Below are 18,666 nucleotides of genomic sequence, written 5' to 3' on the forward strand. Positions count from 1 at the left end.
AGTAACATAAAATAAGAGAAATAAGTTCGATGTTTTCTAGTTGAAAAGACCTAATTTTTGAGATTAAAAAATACATAAAAATATTTGACATTTCAGGGTGCTAAATTTTCGTTGTTAGTAAAGTAAACAAGTAGTAGGGCGTCTAGACTAAAATTGTGGATAAAAAGAACCTAACCCCCCAACCTCCTTCCCTACTAAGGAAGGGGGAGTATTTATCCCTTTTCCTTGCAGAAGAGGGGTTAGGGGAGAGGTCTTTATTGAGTCAAATTTACCCACATTTTCAAGCTAGACGCGCTGGTAGGTAGGTTTAATTAAAAGTAAAAAAAAATGTGGGGCGGGTTTAGACAAACGCCTTGATATAACAGCGATTTAATCCTCAAAACCTGCCCCTAGTTGCTGAAAGTAAAATAGCTAATAAAAATACAAGTTTTTATGCAATCTGAAGAAAATGACTATTCCCAATATATAGAAGTTAATTCTTCTCTAATAAATAAGATGCCACAGCCAAATAAAAATAGAATTTGGAAACTGCTATGCAAATTTAAGATTAATAGGATAAGTAATGTATTAAAGCGTCTGAGTATTGCTCAAAAATTTGGTTATAGCTATGCCATAGCGATTGGCGTTGCAGTAATTGGAATTACTATAGGGTTAATAATTTCGGAATATTATGAAAAGCAGGCGCTAAAAACATTAAATATTGCAGACAAACAAAGTAAAATTCTAAATGATTTGGAAAAATCTGTGTTGGGGATGACTTCCCATCCTCAAAATTTAGTTCCAACATTAACTAGAAATATTTGGTTTGATTTTGAGAAAGCAAAATTTTTAGGATATGTTAGTAGAGCCAGGAAAAATTTAGAAGAAATTGCTATTTTTATAGATACTAATCCTAACGATTTAGCTGTAGAAATTAGGGAATATGAAGAACTATTAAAATCTTATACAACAGTCACAAACGATTATGTAGATAGAATTAAATCCCTATGGGAAAAAATTGACCCACCTAATTTAAAACGAGAGGAAGTGCCTCAAGCGCAACAGGCAATTATTGTTTCATTAACTGACAGGGAAGCTACTCAAATAGATCTAAAATTGGAGCGTTTATCGGGAAAACTAATCTCTATTATCAAACTAGCAGATGAGCAATATTTTCAAGCTCACTCTAGTTTTAATGAGGTAATTAAGTTACAAAGAAGAATTATTTTTATTAGTATTCTTATTTCCGTTGGTACGGCAACATTTTTAGCAATTTACATCAGTAATGTAATTGCTAATCCTTTAAAACAAGTGACTGAAGTTGCTCAAAGAGTTACTAAAGAATCTAATTTTTACCTACAAGCTACTGTGAATACAAAAGATGAAGTTGGGTTATTAGCTATTTCTTTAAATAAACTTATTTTGTGGGTAGGAGAATATACTCATCAGCTAGAAATGTCTCAAAAAACTTTAGAAAATCGCGTGGAAGAACGGACTATTGAACTGACTAAAACACTAGAGCAACTTCAAGAAACTCAATCCCAACTTATCCGAACAGAAAAAATGTCTAGTTTAGGGAAAATGGTTGCTGGAGTTGCCCATGAAATTAATAATCCAATTAACTTTATTTATGGCAATACTAGATATGTTGAAGAATATGCTGAGAGTTTATTAGAGTTAGTAGATTTATATCAGCAGCATTATCCTCAAGTCAACCCAGAAATTGAAGATTATCTAGAAGAAATTGACTTAGATTTTTTAACTCAAGATTTGTGGAAAATTTTATCTTCTATGAACAATGGTGCAGAAAGGGTTCGACAAATTGTTAAGTCTTTAAGAAATTTTTCTCACTTGGATGAGTCAGATGTTAAATCTATTAATCTTAATCAAGGTATTGAAAATACTCTGGTAATTTTAAATCATAAACTTGACTCAATCAAATTAATTAAAAACTATGGAGATTTATCTTTAGTTGAGTGCTATCCAGCTAATATCAATCAAGTCTTTATAGATATACTTGGTAATGCTATTGATGCCATTAACGAACCAGAATTTCAATTGCAAGTAAGTCAAATAGATTTTGTTCCTACTCTAAAAATTCAGACTGAAAACATAGATATCGATCAAGTAAAAGTAAGTTTTTGGAATAACGGTCCGGTAATACCAGCAAATATTTTAGACAAATTATTTGACCCATTTTTTACAACAAAACCTGTTGGTCAGGGTACAGGTTTAGGACTAACAAATTGCTACCAAATTCTTAAACAACATGGTGGAAAAATTGAAGTAATTTCTAATTCTGAACATGGAACAGAATTTACTATTACTTTGCCGACTCAAATGCCTCAGTAGAAAATACAAATCAGGAGTCAGGAGACAGGAGTCAGGAGTCAGAATAAATAGTTTAAATATCATTCTTCTAACTCTCACCTAGTTATTTATTACTAATCATCCCAAGAGGATATGATTATTAACTATAAATCCCCCTTTTTACTGAATCTTAACCTGAATTTATTAAAAATTTAACTAAGAGATGTTAGGTTTATTAATACTAGAGTAATTTCAGGGAAACAAAAAAGCTAAAGCTTAGGATTGATAGGTAATTGTAATCAATATTTATTAGGTAGAAAAATGTTACAAACTAAATGCAAAATTTCTAAATTTAGACAAGTTTCAATTAATAGAACTTGTAATCACACATTTTCTGTCGCCATTAAAAAACCAAGATATAGATATAACTATGATAGTTTTGTTTCTAGCACATCTAAGCCTAAGTTAGTTTCCTTAGTTCAAGTTGCAACACTTTAGGTTTTTAAGTCAGATATACTTCAAAAAAAGTCTAAATACAGGAATTTGCAACTTGAGTTAATAAAAATTTTAGGGGAGTATATAGTAGGGAACAGGAAGCAAAAATTAATGCTGAAGCCTATCTTAACCTCTCCTAAAAACTCTTTATTAAATTTATTCTAGAGATTAATTTTTTCAGAGGTCTATTGGTCTAAACCTGAACCGTATAAATTTTTAAGTGGATAGAATATTAGAGCAGTTGCCATGACTATTAAGACTTATATCATCTGTGGTTAATTTGTGAGAAAAAATGGTAGGGGTTTGGTTTCCAAATCCCTTGTGTGGGTTTGGAGACCAAACCCCTACGGTAAAATCTTACAACCTATTCAGGATTGCTATAGAATAGCTGAAGCATTTGACTTCTACTATATTTTCCACCCAACACAAATACCTCATCTTTAATTCTATTTCCATTCATTCCAAGTATTATTAAAAATAGAAGTTTCAGGAAAAGCTGTGGGATTGCCATTTTCCTGCAAACGACTCTGTAATATTTCTAATTCCCATTCTTTAGAAGGCATATCATCAATTAATTCATAAGGAAAAATACCCCTTTTTAAAGCAAAATCAATTGTTGTACCAGCAGCAGCTCCAGCAGACCATTCAAAAGAATGAACTCGATAAGCAGCAGCAGCAATATAACTTGTCGCAATACTCTTTCCAGCTACTAATAAATTATCAATTTTTTGAGGGATCATTGCTCGTAAAGGAATTTGAAAAGGATAGGCAGAACCCTGACCTCGCCTAATACCTGCTCGTTCAGTATTGCCTGGTGCTTCTGCCGGACTTTTTGTCATGCAAGGATGAAAATCTATAGCATAATGACCAATTCCCACACTATCAGGAAAAATCGTTGCCCTTGCTCGTTGAGGCATTTCTTTCATTGAATTAATTTGTGCATCTGGAGGTACAAAAGCAGCTACACTTCCCCACAAATAATGCAACATATCTGGGGGTAAATTTTGGAGATAAAAATTATCCCGAAAATTCTTTTTAGCAATATCAACTTCTCCTACTGTAAAACCTCTTGGGTGAGTTTTCCCGACACGACCAATAATGCGTCGCCCCTCTCGCATATAAGGATATTTTGACAACCCGTGAGCTGTTCCCATTGGCGCATCAAACCCAGTCAATAAAAGATGATTTGGATATTTTTTCTTCACTCCTTCTCCTAACTGAGAGTCAGTGGTACCCTCAACTAACCAATGAAAATAACCGAGAGCATTTTCCTCACCTCGACGGAGAGTTTCGGCACGCAAACCACCCATCCAACCCCCCGGTTGCAGTTGACCTGTAGCTTGTAGTTGTCCTCGACTATAAATCAAGTTATCATCGCGGTTTCCAGGGCGGTAGTCATTACCCCAAGTCCAGTTTTGCATGGAAATATCACCGGGAAAGATAGTTCGTTCTCTGTAGTTAGCTGGTTGGGGTGCGTCTGGTTGCATTGACCAAATTTGCCGATAAGTGAAAACTAAGTTGAAATTAGCTAGTCTTGATAATTCATAACTATAATAGGGAGCGTACTTAGAATAAAATGGCGGTTCCACATGAATTTGAGGTGTTTCGGTCGCCTGCATCGCGAAGGTGTAGGTAAAACCTTGGGTACAGTAGGAGTCTCTCCTGTCAACAGGGGATGAGGGGTCAACATAAGTTTGGGGATCGATACCAAGACGGTAGGGAACATCTGCTAGGGCAATAATTTCTCCTGTTTCTGTTGCTTCCACAACATACCAGTCTGCACCACCTGTTTTTTCTGGGGATGGTTGGGGTACAAACTGAATTATGGTTTTGTCAAATCTTGCTGAGTTTTGGTAGCGGTAAGCATCTTCGATAATTTGAGATAGGGGTTCGGTGTTTATAGGTGGGGTGTTTGCTGCTGGTTGATGTTGGATGGCGATCGCTCTATTAATTTGATTATTAGAAATATCTAACTCTTTGACAATAGTATTGGGAAACCATTTTAATGTGCCGCCCCCTTTTTTGGCAGCATCCTCTAACATCTCAAATAGAATACCGTGACCATCGTAAGGCATAAAACAGGAGACACTTACCCAACAAGTGCCGGGATTTAATCTACCGTATTTTTCCTCAATGCGTTCCCGTAATTCTAGATAACCACGGGGGTAAAATAGGAGACTGCGTTGGGTGCCACGTTCGTCGAGAGCGGAAGTACCTTGGGAGGAAATTTGACCACCTACCCAGTCGGTGATTTCGGTTATGCAAACGGTGCGTCCTACTAATAGTGATTCGTAGGCAGTTGCCGCTCCTGATAACCCGCCACCGATGACTAAAATTTCGCAAGTTTCTTCTTTGTCTGGAGTGCGCGGTGGTGCTGCTAAGGTGGGGGCGATAGTAGGAGTTAGGGAAAATAAGCTGAGAATTAGACTAATTATTGATTTGGTTTTTTTGAGCATAATTTAGGTGAAAAATTAAGGGTTAAAAGTTAAAATTATAAATTAATTTGAATAGATTTGATGGAGAATAAAGTGAAAATTAAGTATACCAGGAATTACACAAATTCACCTTGAAAACCCCATCTGTAGGGGCGAATGGCATTCGCCCTTGTTCAATATTATTCTTAGTCAGTCGTTTGAGAAAAGTTTTGTTTTGTCTAGCTTGTGTTTATATGTATCTATTCCATAAGGATAATCAAAGAGTTTCAGTAAGCATTTTAATAAGTAGTTATGAGCAACAACAAAAACTTCCTCCATCATACTTTCTGTTAGTTTAATTTTGTTTTCTTTCTTATTTATTTTGGGATGAATCAGTAAATTTCTCACCTGCATAATTATGCTAATACTACCCAGTTCATCAGTTCCCCAATTATATGCCTTAGCTAGTTTAATAATTTCCCAATTATCATTAACTGGAATAAGAGAAATATTAAGAGTTTTAAGTAACAGTCTAATTTTGTCGTCAGAGGATAATTTTTGAAATCCAACAGAGCTAATATAGTTGTTACTGTTTAAATGTGTCCATGCTATTTTTTCTAAAGCAGAATGTACTAAAATAATAGAACTATTATATCCATTTGTATGCTTATAGCCTTCTATATACCACTGAATAGAATTTTGAATTACTTCTTGCCATGTTTCATCTTGCCACTTCTTCATAAATCCAGGGAAAGCATCAACAACTTCTGCACACTCATCCCAACCCCAGGAATAATAAGGAGATTGCCAGGAATCAGCTTTAATAGTTGGAGTACGCCATTCTTCTAATACCTGATTTCCCTCTGCATCAAAGCCTAAAATGTAAAGAGGTGCTATCCAAATTCCTCTAAGAAAAGAAATGTAATAAATAAAGGCATTAATAACTTCATAGCTTTCCCTTAAATCAAAATTTTTACTATCTAAACGTTTAATTTTGCAGATATGAGAAATCCCATATCCTCCTTCAGCTTCCAATCTTTTTTCAAAATCAAAAGGATCATCTAATCTTGCTAAAACAATATGCCAACCACCATACTCAAAGATAACTTGAGCGCCAAAACTGTCTGGCAACCAGAACTCTCGTTCTATTTCTGTTTCATTTCCTTCGTCATCATATTCAAAATTATCGTTAGAAAAATTGACAAATAAAAAATTAGCTATCTGAAAAGTAACTGATGATAAATTATCTGTTCTCCCTTGTATCAAAGGCTCCTTTAAATAGCCAAAACGTTCTCTTTTCCCAGTTCCATCAGCTAATCCTTTTGTTATTACAACTTTCATTCTAGGAACTAAATTTATCTCAGCTAATTTCAGCTCTGTATTATCTAAATTTAATTCTATATCATCACTGAGACCTTCACCATAATATACAAATTTCACACTAACAAATGGAAAAGGATACCAAGAAATCTGAATCAAAGCTTCACCTCGAATGGTATTTTCTCCATCAATTAATTCAGCAGAACCATCATATAGTGATATTGCTTGACTGGGAAATTCCTGTTCTAATAATTTAGGCTGAGGTTGCCTAGTAAACGTCATAAATAATTAACTCTCAACTACCTCCTATAATTATAATATATTTGTCTTATTCAACAACAGAATACAATTTTTAAGTTAAACTATAATTTTAATACTATCATAAATAGAAACAATTAGGAACTAAAATATGACTAATCAGTCTGTCTTACCTAAAGAGAAAAAAAGTCAGAAACCAGGAATTAGACTAACAGGAAACCAAAAAAGTTGGCTCATATCTGCTCATGTTATTTCTGGAGCAATTTGGTTTGGCACTGTCCTTTCTATGCTAATTATGGTCATCAATAATTTTAACAGAAATAACGGTGATGAACTTTACGCAATTAATTCAATTGTCAAATTATTAGATGACTGGGTAGTTATTCCTGCTGCTAATATAACTTTACTGACTGGAGCCTTACTTTGCTGGTTAACAATTTGGGGATTTTTTAAATTTTATTGGGTAATTACTAAGTGGATTCTTACCAGTATATTAATTACTTCTGGAACATTTTGGTTAGGACCTTGGACTAATGCAATGACAGCTATTTCTGATACGGAAAGATTACAAGCTTTGAGTAATCCTCTATTTATGTTTGATGCTAAAGCTATAGTTATTGGTGCATCAATTCAAATTGTGAGTCTGATTTTTATCTTTATTATTTCCTTTTTGAAACCTTGGGGAAGAAGAGATATTAAAGCTCAAAATAATACCAAGGTTTCAACTACATAAATTAAATCAAATCCGCTTCCTTTGGAGTGTTATAAGAAACCGGGTTTATCAAAGGTAGATGTTAGATAGTAGGGCATTTAATAAAAACCCGGTTTCTATATTTGTTTATACCGATACTACCAGATTTGATATTAAATCTTACTATTCCAAGAAATCGAATTAGTTGGGGGTAATCCCCAGCTATTATTATCCCCTGTTGTTTCATTATCCAAAGCATCAATAACTTTTTGATAAATTTCCTCTGCTTGTTCAGGAGAATTACCAATACTTGTTAAACCTAATTTGCCAAATTGTGATAAACAACCCATCATGTGAAATAACGTTCCTGTCTCAGTACCACTATCAAAATGTAATCTATTTAAAGCAATAATATCCATTAAATCATTAGGCAATAAACCTCGATAACGACTTTTTTGTAAATTATCCGTAGCTTTGTAAAATTTTGGTCGCCCATGCTGACTATAAAATAAACCAGTATCATAATCATAACTTCCATTTGTTAATAACTTTAATGTCATAAATGGATGAGTCGTACCACCTCGGCGCAAATTAATTTCAATCGCAAATAAATCCCATTTTTGGGATTCATTTGTACCCTTATTTACAGCAACAAAATCTACTCCAAATTTATCTAAAGCACCTTTTTCAGCTAAACTTTTTCCTACTTTTGTACCTAACTCTTGTAAATTTAATCGGTAAGTTTCATCAGCAGGAAAACGACAACCCAGAAAAATTTGCCCATCAGGTCCCCCCAAAATTTGGTCATGGGTGGAGGTGATTTCAATTTCACCTTTGGGGGTAATTCGACATTGCACACTAGGCGATCGCTTCACCTCTCCTTCTATAAAAGCTTCTGCAATTGCTCCTAACTCAAAAATGCGCTTACTAAAATTTTCCCAAGTTTCATCAACAGACTGAAACCGCAGTGTAGCAAAACTATTAACTATAGCTTTCACCCTATCACTTTTCTCTACTTTTTGTAGTGGTTGCAAATCTAATAGTGCATTACCTTCGCCCGAAAAACCCTCATTCAATTTAATCACTATTCGTTGGAGATGAGGTTGCCTTTCCCACAACTGCGCTGTTACTAATGCTAAATCATCAATATTCCAAACTAACTCACTACCATCAGGATGAGGAATATTACATTCAGCAAATATATGTCTACTGCCACTTTTCGTACCCCAATAACTCAAATCTGGGTCCGATCCTAACAGAGGGATACCCAACTGCAAAGATAACTCTCGTTCGAGTGGGGTACAGTTATAACAAACCATGTAGGATTTTTCCCGACGCAACGCTTGTCGAATCCGCTGAATAAGACGGGGACGTTCCAAAATTTTCTCAGTTAGAGGTCTCGCAGAAGCATCATAAGTGGCAAATAGGAGCAGGCGATCGCGAGCGTGGGAAAAGGGAATTCCTGGTAACAGTTGTAAATAATAGTCAATAATACTAGGATGTAGGGGGTCAGAAGTAACATAAATTAATCGGGTGCGGGGGTTGCGCAAGCGTATTAAGGAAAACAGATGTCGTTCCTCATAGTTGTGAACACCCTGTACTTTTTCCAACTCCCGTTGATCTAAGGTAACAGAAGGGATAACCAAAATATCCGAGTCACCCTGATCGGATACATCTATATTTTGCCAGCGATCGCGCAAATTAGTTTGTAGTTCCCTAAATAGTAAGGATTTTTCTGTATTAGTAGTATCTAATTTTGTCATAGTTTTTATCAATTATTCTTGAGTTTTATCGAACCAATTTGACATTTATATAATCAGAATTAATAAGTATAAGTAGGGCTTGCTGATTAAATATCAAAGCATTTACAGATAAAGGTTTTAGCCTTTTTAGGTCTGGAAAAAGTACCAGCTTTTTGGTTGATAAGGCAGAAATTGTGAGCATTTTGGATAGATTATGGCAGAAAAATCACTCTTACTATTCTTCCTCCTGCCTTCTCTATAATTCCCACTTCTCCTGACTCCGTACGGACGTTGCACCGGCAAAAATGCGTTTTCCGTTCCGGAATGTTGCGCAGCAAAACGTCCCTACCTCCTGACTCCTACACTTACCCATAAGACTTTTTCAGCAAGCCCTAAGTAAGTATCAGGAGTAAACAGAAAATAAACCCTCAAATACTCCTGATTCCTATAAAATAATACTTTTATTCAGTAATACCGAAATTATTAGTTTAGAATTTTGACTTAAATGTCTATATCTAAATCTAAATCACCCATATCATCATCTTGCTCACTACTAGCATACTTAGAAGGTGGGCGATCGCTACTCCAAGCCCACCAACTGGTATTACAATGACAATGATAAAATTCTTGCCATTTGCGACGACTATTTTCTGTATATACAGGCGATCGTCGATTAATCCATACTGCCTTTGCTTCCATTGTACTTGCCCCACATTTGGGACAGAAGAAATCAAAGCTATGAATTGCCGATTCAGTCCATTGGGGAGGAGTTAGATTAAAAGCTTCCATTGTTTACTCTCTTATCATATAATTTTACTTCTGTCAAGATTTTAACTCAAAACTAGAGGAAAAATTTACCTACTATATGAGAATTTTAGCTTGAATTTAGCTAATCTAAAAGCTAGAGGAATAAATTGAACTCAGAAGTCAGAAGTTAGATAAGGGAAAGTTGTTAAATTGGCAGCGTACAGAGGTTAAATTGTTATTGTTACTAAATTTGAGAAGCGGAAGAATATTCTAAACACTTTGGTAACTGCTATAGTTAGAATCTGTTGTACTTTTGTTTTAAGCAAATTTATTATCAAACTTTATATATAGCAATCAGTTGTAATTTGTGAGAATTTGTAATATTTTATCTAACGGGGTTTGGTCTCCAAATCCCATCTTAGCGAGGGTTTGGAGACCAAACCCCTACAGTTTTTTCTCACATCTCATTCCTGATTGCTATAATACTTTGGGAGGAGTTAAAAATATGGGTTCTGAACTTTCTGAAACTAGCCGTTTATTAGATATTATGCCCGCTTCTGGGCGAATGATGACAAAAATAGTAGGAAAACCAGAACAACCTACAATTATTAAAACAACCTTTCCTGTACCATGGAAAAACGATCGGACGATCTATCTAAATTTTGATTTATGGATGAATTTACCCAAAGAACAACGAGATTTAATTATGTTAAGAACTGTAAGTTGGTTATGTGAAATTCAATGGTTTAAACCAAATATAAATCAAGTTATTTTGGGAGTTGGGTTAGTAGGAATAATGTCCCAATTAGCAGAAACTGATGCACTTGGAATTTTAGTTGCTAGTGGTTTAAGTGTAGTTGGTTTGACAAGAATTTGGCAGAGTAATCATAGTACAGAAACAGAATTAGCAGCAGATGAAATGGCAATTAGAATATCAACTAGAAGGGGTTATGAAGCACCAGAAGCAGCTAATCATTTATTACAAGGAATTGAAAATGTAGCCAAAATTGAAGGGCGGAATAATTTTAATTTTACAGAGTTAATTAGGTCTCAAAATTTAAAAGCGATCGCTGGTTTATCTCCAGTGGGAGTACCAGAAAAAGTGAGGAAAGAATAATCGTAGTTGGAGCATCTTGCTCCCTTTACAGCATTTTTCATTTGGGTAAACCACAGTAGGGACGTTGCACCGGCAAAAATGCGTTTTCCGTTCCGGAATGCTCCTAATTACGCGAATCGCCCCTACAGTCGTCTACCCATTAAAAAAACACTGCAATTATTTAAAAAGACATTTTCTGCAGATGAGTTCAGATCACAACTAAAACCCTGTAGGGGCGTTAACGTTTGCGGAGCATTCCGATAGGAAAGTTGTGCGTAGCTAATGGCCATTCGCCCCTACTTTGATGAAAACTGCTATAAACTTTCTTACTTTAACCTTTTGTATATAATTTGTCATTGCGACGATAGGAAGCAATCTCACCTAAGCTATGAGATTGCTATCCGTTCCGGAATGCTCCGCAAACCTTTCACTTCATTCCAGTCGCAATGACCTACAATAACTGGTGGTGGTGCATTGTTAATGATCGTGTATTGTCCGACAATGTTTGTTATGAAACACGGCAGTGGGAGCATCTTGCTCCAGTGCCAGGTATTCCTTTTTGCTGCATACTATTACTATGTATGACTACCCAATAACTAATTATTGAGATTTGATATTACCAAATAAACATGACTACTTTCAATTTGACAAACCAAAACCTAGATTTAAACTTAGAGACAATTTTAAATCGCGCTCTCGAAGGTGACGACCTATCTCCAGCAGAGACACTTTTATTGTTATCTCCAACTACTCAACCTAATTTCAGCCAACTTACCTTAACTCAACTTCCACCAGAAATAACCGCTATCCAAAAAACAGCAGACAAACTCCGACAAAAACAAGTAGGCGATACAGTAACTTACGTTGTCAACCGCAATATAAATTTCACCAATATCTGCGAACAACATTGTAGTTTTTGTGCATTTCGCCGAGATGAAGGTGACACAGGTGCATTTTGGTTAGATACTGAGCAAATTTTACAAAAAGCTAATGATGCGGTGCAACGTGGAGCAACAGAAATTTGTATGCAGGGAGGATTAAATCTTCAAGCTAAAGTTGCCGGAAAATCTTTACCTTATTATTTGCAACTGGTAACAGAGATTAAAAACGAATTTCCCCATTTGCACTTACACGCTTTTTCTCCCCAGGAGGTGCAATTTATTGCTAGGGAGGATGGGGTGAGTTATGAATATGTAATTGCTGCTTTGCGGGATGCTGGTGTCGGATCGATGCCAGGTACTGCTGCCGAAGTTTTGGATGATGCAGTCAGGCGAGTTATTTGCCCGGAAAAAATTGATACAGCGACTTGGTTGGAAATAGTAGGTACGGCGCATCGCTTGGGAATGCCAACTACAAGTACCATGTTATGCGGTCATATTGAAACTCCCGAACAGCAAATTTTACATTTAGAAAGGTTGCGTTTTCTCCAACAAACTGCTATTGAAAAAGATTATCCAGCAAGAATAACGGAGTTTATTTTATTACCTTTTGTCGGACAAGAAGCACCTGCACCTTTGCGTCGGAGGGTAGGGCGAGACCAACCTGTTTTGTTGGATGTTTTATTGTTAACTGCAGTGTCGAGAATATTCTTAGGAAATTGGATTATTAATCATCAACCGAGTTGGGTTAAACTTGGTTTGGATGGAGCAAAAGAAGCATTAAAATGGGGTTGTAATGATATTGGTGGTACCTTAATGGAAGAACATATTACCACAATGGCAGGTGCTTTGGGAGGTACTTGTATGCAGGTAGAAAATTTGCAGGAAGCTATTAGAGATTTGGGGAGAAATTATCAACAAAGGAATACGCTTTATTGAAGTCATAAGTCATAAGTCAGAAGTTAAGAAGTATTTGTAGGTTGGGTTGAGGTGACGAAACCCAACATTTTATTCAAGTCAGAAGTTAGAATTAATAGTATACTTTCTAGATAGGATTGAAGTAATCAAACTCAAGAAAAAAGTAAAAGCTATATCTAGATTTTTGCTGGGTTGCCCTGTCACTTAACTCAACTTACAAGTGAATGATTTTCTGTTTAGTAGGATGTATTAATTTATGAAATATAGAATTTTATTGAGAATTACAGGATTTCAATTTTTAGATTTATCTAAATTTCTTAGTTCATGTAATGAGTATAGTTTGATAGAAGAAGATGGTCGTTATTATTTAGTTCATTCAAGTTTTGAATTAATGAACAGTTTGGAACAAGTATATAAGTGGGGTCAAGATAATCTAGAGAATATAAGTGGTCTTGCCATGCTTTATTTTTCAGGATTTCCTGTTCTTCAACCTGATGTTGTTTGTGAAATTGATGAAACTGGAAAACAAACTTGTGAACACAATCTTAAAGCTCACTGCAATATTGTAGATCCAATTAGACTTCTAATTGATGTAGAAATTCAAGGCAAAGGTCAGTATTTACCTTTTGAGTATCATGTTCAAGATTTGTTGTTACTTACAAAGGAAGATGAGCAAGTGAAAAAAGTTATTCATTTGTTAACTTCATACGAACATGATTTTATAAATCTATACAAAATTTACGACATTATTAAAGATGAAGTAGGCGGTAAAAAAAGTAAAAAAATAGAAGGATGGGTGACAAGGGAAAAATTTTCAGTTTCTGATTTTACACAAACTGCCAATCATCCAGATGCAATTGGTTATGAAGCAAGACATGGTAGCAATAAACAACAACCTCCGAAAAATCCAATGTCATTGTCTGAGGCACAAAATTTCATTTTTAATGTTATTAAAAAATGGCTTGATTGGAAAATTGAACAAAAAGGGATATGTGATTAAATTTAATTATATTTGTAGGTTTGGTTGAGGTGAAGTTCGCCATTATTTTAGCCTAGGAATTGTCAAAGTTTGAGATTAATTTTTGCAGATGTCTATTGGAAAATTTGAGAGTATTCAGCTCAAATTAAATTCCCAACTGAATACTCTCTTATACTTAATTATTCCTTCCTCCTTCCTCCTTCTCCCTTCTTCCTTCTTCCTTCTTCCTTCTTTTAACTATTCATTTTCATCCATATTACTGAGATTGAAAATAAAAGGAACGTTCTGAGACTTTTCACTGCCAAGAATTAAAACTTTAGGCATTTGAGAACCACCTTTTTTCCAAGCTTCTATAGCTTCTTTTTGTAAAACCAACTCACCACCTTGCGCTTTTAATGTTTCAGCTAATAGTTTCTGAGCTTCTGCTTTACCCTTAGCACGATTAATTTCTGCCTCAGCTTCTTGTTCTGCTTCCTCAGCAATATACACTGCTCTTTGCGCTCTTTGTTCAGCAATTTGCTTATCTTCAACCGCTCTAGCAAATTCAGGAGAAAAAGTTAAATCAATCACGCTAGTATCTAACACAATGATTCCATATTTATCCAAGCGAGAACCCAAAGCATTATCAAAGTCTGATTTTAATTCTACTCTTTTTGTAATAGCTTCTTCAACAGTTCTTCTAGCTGCAGCAATTTTAAAAGATTCTTGAGTTTGTGGTGCAATTACTTTAGCAACCAAATTTTGTAGAGTGCCTTGTTCTCTTCTAATTTTTACTACTTGCAATGGATCTAAACGAAAGTTAATCGCAAAACTAGCAGATAATTGTTGTAAATCTTTTGTAGAACTTTGACCAGGAACTTCAAACTTTTGCACAGTCACATCATATATATCAACTTCAGAAATAAGAGGAGGTTTAAAGTGAATTCCTTCTATCAAAGCTCCATCTCTAGCTTTACCTAAAATACTCAGAACACCTGCTTGACCAGGGTTAATAATTACAAACGAATTAAAGCCAAGTAGCAATATTACAGATAACGCAGTTGCTAATATTAATGTTTGTAAACTTTGTTGTTGACTTTTCAATTTATCTACTCCTAAATTTGAGACTACAACTCATTAGTAAATCTTCTGTGTCGATCTTAGTTCCTGTTGAAAATTAAAACTCAAATTATATAATATTTTTATAATTTCCTGAAAATATGGAGTAGGGAATTCAGTTATCAGTCATCAGTTATCAGTACCTTTTGTTATAAGCAGGAGACTTGAGACATTTTAATATCTACAGGACTTACGCAAAGGTACTATATATGACAGTTGAAAAACTATAGCGCTATAGTTTTAAGCGCTATATATGTGGTCTGGTGCGTAATTCCTGATCTATATCATAAAACCCTACTTAAGTCATTAGTCATTGCGACTGGAACGGAGAAGAAGGAAGCAATCTCGCGAAACTCTTGAGATTGCTTACTATCGTCGCTTCGGACAACTATTCAATCTGATGTTATATAACAGGATAAAAAAAAGAAGATTCTGTATTTCAAGCTTCTAGCTGAAGCATAAAGATACTGATAACTGATAACTGGTAACTGATAAATGAAATGACCCCATCACAAAGATACATAGTCAAACTTTTGAGAATTAGTATTAGGCATAAGTCTTGCTAAAATTTGCTTCAGTACCATCGCCGTCCAATCAATATCAGCTTCCGTTGTTTCTCGTCCCAACGTTAAACGAATACCCCTAATAGCAGCATCTTCAGTATATCCCATTGCCAGTAATATCGGACTCGGAGCTATTTTGCCACTATTACAAGCTGAACCTGCACTAATACCAATTCCAGCTAAGTTCAATTGTCGCACTAGAGTTTTACCAGTAACCTTATCATCTATTTCATTTTCACCAGGCACAATACAAAAACTAACATGATGAGGTAATCTGTATAATCGATCGCCAGTACAAATTACATAAGGGTTATCTGCCATATGTGCAAATAAGCGATCGCGTAACCTACTTAACCTTGGTGTTTCTGTAGCTATCTCTTCATTAGCTAATTCTGCAGCCACACCAAAACCAGCGATCGCTGCCACTGCTTGAGTACCAGAACGTAATTTCATCTCTTGGCCTCCACCACCCAATAAAGGGACTAACTCCACACCGTTTCTTATATAAAGCGCCCCTGCACCTTGAGGACCATAAATTTTATGACTAGATAAAGATAACAAATCTACTGGCAGTGTTTGTACATCTAATGGTAAACGCCCCACCACCTGAACCGCATCAGTATGAAACAAAACCCCATGAGAACGACAAATATTACCTAATTCTGTAATAGGTTGGAGAGTGCCAACTTCACTTTGGCCATAAATTATGGAAACTAAAACTGTATTCGATTGTAATGCAGCTTGTAGTTCTTGAGGATCTACCCTTCCTTGTCTATCAACAGGTAATCTTGTCACTTGCCAACCCCAGTTTTCTAACATTCTTGCTGGTTCTGAAATAGCAGAATGTTCGACACTAGAAATAATTATATGTTGAGGTTTTCCATAGCAACGTGCTACACCCATTATTGCCATATTATCAGCTTCAGTTCCCCCAGAAGTAAAAATAATTGATTCTGGCACTGTATTAATAAGATTCGCTACTTTTATTCTTGCCCTTTCCACTAATGTTGCCGACCTTTGGCCCCATGTATGTAAGCTAGATGGATTACCCCATTGTTGGGTAAAAACTTGCTGCATAAGAGCGATCGCTTCTGGCCTTGTTGGTGTTGTAGCACTATAGTCTAGATAAATTTGCATCATCTTTTGTCCGTTTTTTTTCTTATGCTAATTTTGTCGAAATATACTTAAAAAAGTGTTAGTTTATGTGAGCTAAGAATTAGAGAAAAATAGTTTAACTGAATATCTCAGAAGAAATATTTCATAACTTAATATTCAAAACTTTTAAGACATCCAGAGAATACCAATCATTTTTGATTTTGAGTTTTAAATATATCCAAAAATTAAATTTTAATCAGGCAATAATTCTAGAACAATTTTTGAATTTTGTTTAGATAAAATTGAATTACTCCGACTTTACTTTTTCTGACTGAGTGGCTCTTATTCCAGAATTTTATTATTTTTGTTCAAGATTTATTTTAGCTTAAAAATCACCAAGATCACTAATTTTTCTTTAATTATTTATAGAAATTTGAATATTTCCCATATATAGTGTTTCCATATAAGTTGTGAAACTAGATTTTAATTGTTATCTGTAATAAAAACTCTTAGATTACCTTCTAATTTTTCATGTTATCTCTGAGCATTCAATTTTCAATAAATGCCAATGCTATATATAGTAATCCTATTTAGGTTGTAGTATTTTAGGATTAGTTAGGAGTCAGGATTCAAAATTTTCCAGGTTTTTAGCTCTTTTTAATTATTCTAAAACTTGTTACCGAAAAATTAAGGTATAAAGCCTCTCCATTCATGGAGAAAAAAGCGGTCGAGAGATGGCGAGGTTCCCTCGCCATATCCAATCGACCAAGAGAAGAAAAACAAATCCTTTTAGTCAATCCTCTTCTTGATAATAAGAGGTAATTATTAATTATTAATTATTGAAGACCAATTTAGGATTGCTATATATTTTAAACTTCTGAAATATTCTCTGATATAACACTCATAATTACTGGGGCGGACATTCTTGCTCTTCTCAAATATAGTTACAGCAATAATTTAACTTTTGACTGAAGTTATATTTCTAACCTTTAAGTTTTCAATTCCGAAAAATTACTAATATACATCTCCAATAATAAATAATTAAATCAATTATCGGAGATAAATAATCAATTATTTTCCCTACTACCTACTCCTTACTCTCTATTTTCTGTAGATTAATGCACTACCATGGAAACAACCAACCAATCAACAATAAAATACTTAAAGCTTTACTAAATCAATAGCTTTGCCTTTTACCTTTTCAGTTGCCCGTAGCGCCCCTACAAGGAATAGCAAAAAATAAATTATCCAATTTAAAGAAATAGACCAGGAAAGTTTCCCTGCTTAATTTCCCTACTTTCTAATTATTTAGGTTTACAAACATTATAATCTTCATGGGACATCACCTTCTGTGGTACAACAAAAGTCCCATAATCTTGGCAAATCATTCTATAATTTCGCGTAACAGGTATACTCACAATAAAACGATTGTGGCGAAGTCGTTTACCTCCAAATTCCCGGTAGCTTTGATTATTATTTAATCCAGAAATAATTGTTCTAGCTTTAACCACTACATAGTCTGGTAGACCCTTTAAGTCTATCAAATCACCATCAAAGGAAGCTTCCCACTCTAACTTTTTTTCCCGCTTTTCCGCGATTTTTTTGTCAACTCTTTGCTGTACCATTTGCTCTTGTTCACAGCGATGGCATTTTCTCCCATATCCTTTATGGCCACACGGAAAAGTCCTTTTTCTTTTCGGCATAAAACAGCAAAGTTAGTTGTCACTAGGTTCTCTCAGTTTTGGCTATCATTCTTACTTCCCAATAGCATAGCAAATGGACAATAGAGAAAACATCTCTACAGAGAGGAATATTTAAGTTAACTATCACTCTAAATTATCAGGGATTATGGCACAATCCTCAAAATTCATTCTTGCTCAAATTTCAGTAGAATTAACATTGAGAAATATTTAAGCTACAGCCCACACTGTAGCTTACTATAGATTATACTTTGTTAGGAAGCCTATATAGTGTAAGTCAGAAGTCAGAAGTCAGAAGTCAGAAATTAAATTCCCAGCACCGACTAAATTTGAGAGGTGCGAGAATGTTCTAACTTCTCTGGTAGCTGCTATCACTAAAATTG

Annotated in this window: 12 protein-coding genes; 5 read left to right on the forward strand and 7 right to left on the reverse strand. The window is 35.0% G+C overall.

The genetic code is table 11. The features are described 5' to 3' along the window. Positions 1–432 precede the first annotated feature (432 nt). Positions 433–2,331: a sensor histidine kinase gene (locus tag ACP6PK_RS02935; RefSeq protein ID WP_426557622.1), complete on the forward strand. Its 1,899-nt coding sequence runs from the start codon at positions 433–435 to the stop codon at positions 2,329–2,331. Between the two features lie 899 nt (positions 2,332–3,230). On the opposite strand, the gene ACP6PK_RS02940 is transcribed toward ACP6PK_RS02935, so the two are convergent. Together ACP6PK_RS02940 and ACP6PK_RS02945 are read right to left on the reverse strand one after the other, a co-directional pair. Next, entirely contained in the window at positions 3,231–5,240 is a 2,010-nt protein-coding gene (locus tag ACP6PK_RS02940; protein WP_426557624.1) for an FAD-dependent oxidoreductase, read from the reverse strand. A 168-nt stretch (positions 5,241–5,408) separates the two neighbouring features. Then, positions 5,409–6,800 (reverse strand): YopA family protein, encoded by a 1,392-nt coding sequence (locus ACP6PK_RS02945; protein ID WP_094678283.1) that lies wholly within the window; start codon positions 6,798–6,800, stop codon positions 5,409–5,411. Between the two features lie 127 nt (positions 6,801–6,927). Here ACP6PK_RS02945 and ACP6PK_RS02950 point away from each other — a divergent pair, with 127 nt between their 5' ends. Beyond that, the gene (locus tag ACP6PK_RS02950; RefSeq protein WP_426557626.1) at positions 6,928–7,509 is read left to right on the forward strand and encodes a hypothetical protein; all 582 of its coding nucleotides are present in this window, start codon (positions 6,928–6,930) and stop codon (positions 7,507–7,509) included. A gap of 131 nt (positions 7,510–7,640) precedes the next feature. Here ACP6PK_RS02950 and ACP6PK_RS02955 read toward each other — a convergent pair whose 3' ends face one another. Both ACP6PK_RS02955 and ACP6PK_RS02960 read right to left on the reverse strand, forming a co-directional pair. After that, complete coding sequence (locus ACP6PK_RS02955) at positions 7,641–9,230, reverse strand: peptide ligase PGM1-related protein (protein WP_426557628.1); 1,590 nt, start codon at positions 9,228–9,230, stop codon at positions 7,641–7,643. A 480-nt stretch (positions 9,231–9,710) separates the two neighbouring features. Continuing rightward, positions 9,711–9,998: a hypothetical protein gene (locus tag ACP6PK_RS02960; RefSeq protein WP_094678279.1), complete on the reverse strand. Its 288-nt coding sequence runs from the start codon at positions 9,996–9,998 to the stop codon at positions 9,711–9,713. A 463-nt stretch (positions 9,999–10,461) separates the two neighbouring features. Here ACP6PK_RS02960 and ACP6PK_RS02965 point away from each other — a divergent pair, with 463 nt between their 5' ends. The 3 genes from ACP6PK_RS02965 to ACP6PK_RS02975 all read left to right on the forward strand — a co-directional run bounded on the left by ACP6PK_RS02965 (position 10,462) and on the right by ACP6PK_RS02975 (position 13,848). Then, complete coding sequence (locus tag ACP6PK_RS02965; RefSeq protein ID WP_426557630.1) at positions 10,462–11,073, forward strand: DUF3318 domain-containing protein; 612 nt, start codon at positions 10,462–10,464, stop codon at positions 11,071–11,073. 608 nt (positions 11,074–11,681) lie between these two features. Next, complete coding sequence (gene cofH, locus ACP6PK_RS02970) at positions 11,682–12,869, forward strand: 7,8-didemethyl-8-hydroxy-5-deazariboflavin synthase subunit CofH (protein ID WP_426557632.1); 1,188 nt, start codon at positions 11,682–11,684, stop codon at positions 12,867–12,869. A gap of 235 nt (positions 12,870–13,104) precedes the next feature. Then, positions 13,105–13,848, forward strand: a complete 744-nt coding sequence (locus ACP6PK_RS02975) for a hypothetical protein (protein WP_426557634.1) — start codon at positions 13,105–13,107, stop codon at positions 13,846–13,848. Positions 13,849–14,064: 216 nt separating this feature from the next. On the opposite strand, the gene ACP6PK_RS02980 is transcribed toward ACP6PK_RS02975, so the two are convergent. From ACP6PK_RS02980 to ACP6PK_RS02990, 3 genes are all read right to left on the reverse strand, one after another. Then, the gene (locus ACP6PK_RS02980; protein WP_426557685.1) at positions 14,065–14,877 is read right to left on the reverse strand and encodes a prohibitin family protein; all 813 of its coding nucleotides are present in this window, start codon (positions 14,875–14,877) and stop codon (positions 14,065–14,067) included. A 557-nt stretch (positions 14,878–15,434) separates the two neighbouring features. Continuing rightward, positions 15,435–16,625: a cysteine desulfurase family protein gene (locus ACP6PK_RS02985; protein WP_094678269.1), complete on the reverse strand. Its 1,191-nt coding sequence runs from the start codon at positions 16,623–16,625 to the stop codon at positions 15,435–15,437. 1,262 nt (positions 16,626–17,887) lie between these two features. Then, the gene (locus ACP6PK_RS02990; RefSeq protein ID WP_094671803.1) at positions 17,888–18,286 is read right to left on the reverse strand and encodes a DUF7682 family zinc-binding protein; all 399 of its coding nucleotides are present in this window, start codon (positions 18,284–18,286) and stop codon (positions 17,888–17,890) included. Between the last annotated feature and the right edge of the window lie 380 nt (positions 18,287–18,666).

Origin of the sequence: Dapis hubbardiae BLCC-M172 (genome assembly GCF_050016015.1) — a bacterium.
In the GTDB taxonomy this organism is placed as follows: Bacteria; Cyanobacteriota; Cyanobacteriia; order Cyanobacteriales; family Microcoleaceae; genus Trichodesmium.

What these genes read in the sequence shown, in the direction of transcription:
- ACP6PK_RS02985 (WP_094678269.1), bottom strand. Translation starts at nt 16,625, where the DNA reads ATGCAAATTTATCTAGACTATAGTGCTACAACACCAACAAGGCCAGAA.
- ACP6PK_RS02940 (WP_426557624.1), bottom strand. Translation starts at nt 5,240, where the DNA reads ATGCTCAAAAAAACCAAATCAATAATTAGTCTAATTCTCAGCTTATTT.
- ACP6PK_RS02960 (WP_094678279.1), bottom strand. Translation starts at nt 9,998, where the DNA reads ATGGAAGCTTTTAATCTAACTCCTCCCCAATGGACTGAATCGGCAATT.
- ACP6PK_RS02965 (WP_426557630.1), top strand. Translation starts at nt 10,462, where the DNA reads ATGGGTTCTGAACTTTCTGAAACTAGCCGTTTATTAGATATTATGCCC.
- ACP6PK_RS02955 (WP_426557628.1), bottom strand. Translation starts at nt 9,230, where the DNA reads ATGACAAAATTAGATACTACTAATACAGAAAAATCCTTACTATTTAGG.
- ACP6PK_RS02975 (WP_426557634.1), top strand. Translation starts at nt 13,105, where the DNA reads ATGAAATATAGAATTTTATTGAGAATTACAGGATTTCAATTTTTAGAT.
- ACP6PK_RS02990 (WP_094671803.1), bottom strand. Translation starts at nt 18,286, where the DNA reads ATGCCGAAAAGAAAAAGGACTTTTCCGTGTGGCCATAAAGGATATGGG.
- cofH (WP_426557632.1), top strand. Translation starts at nt 11,682, where the DNA reads ATGACTACTTTCAATTTGACAAACCAAAACCTAGATTTAAACTTAGAG.
- ACP6PK_RS02950 (WP_426557626.1), top strand. Translation starts at nt 6,928, where the DNA reads ATGACTAATCAGTCTGTCTTACCTAAAGAGAAAAAAAGTCAGAAACCA.
- ACP6PK_RS02945 (WP_094678283.1), bottom strand. Translation starts at nt 6,800, where the DNA reads ATGACGTTTACTAGGCAACCTCAGCCTAAATTATTAGAACAGGAATTT.
- ACP6PK_RS02935 (WP_426557622.1), top strand. Translation starts at nt 433, where the DNA reads ATGCAATCTGAAGAAAATGACTATTCCCAATATATAGAAGTTAATTCT.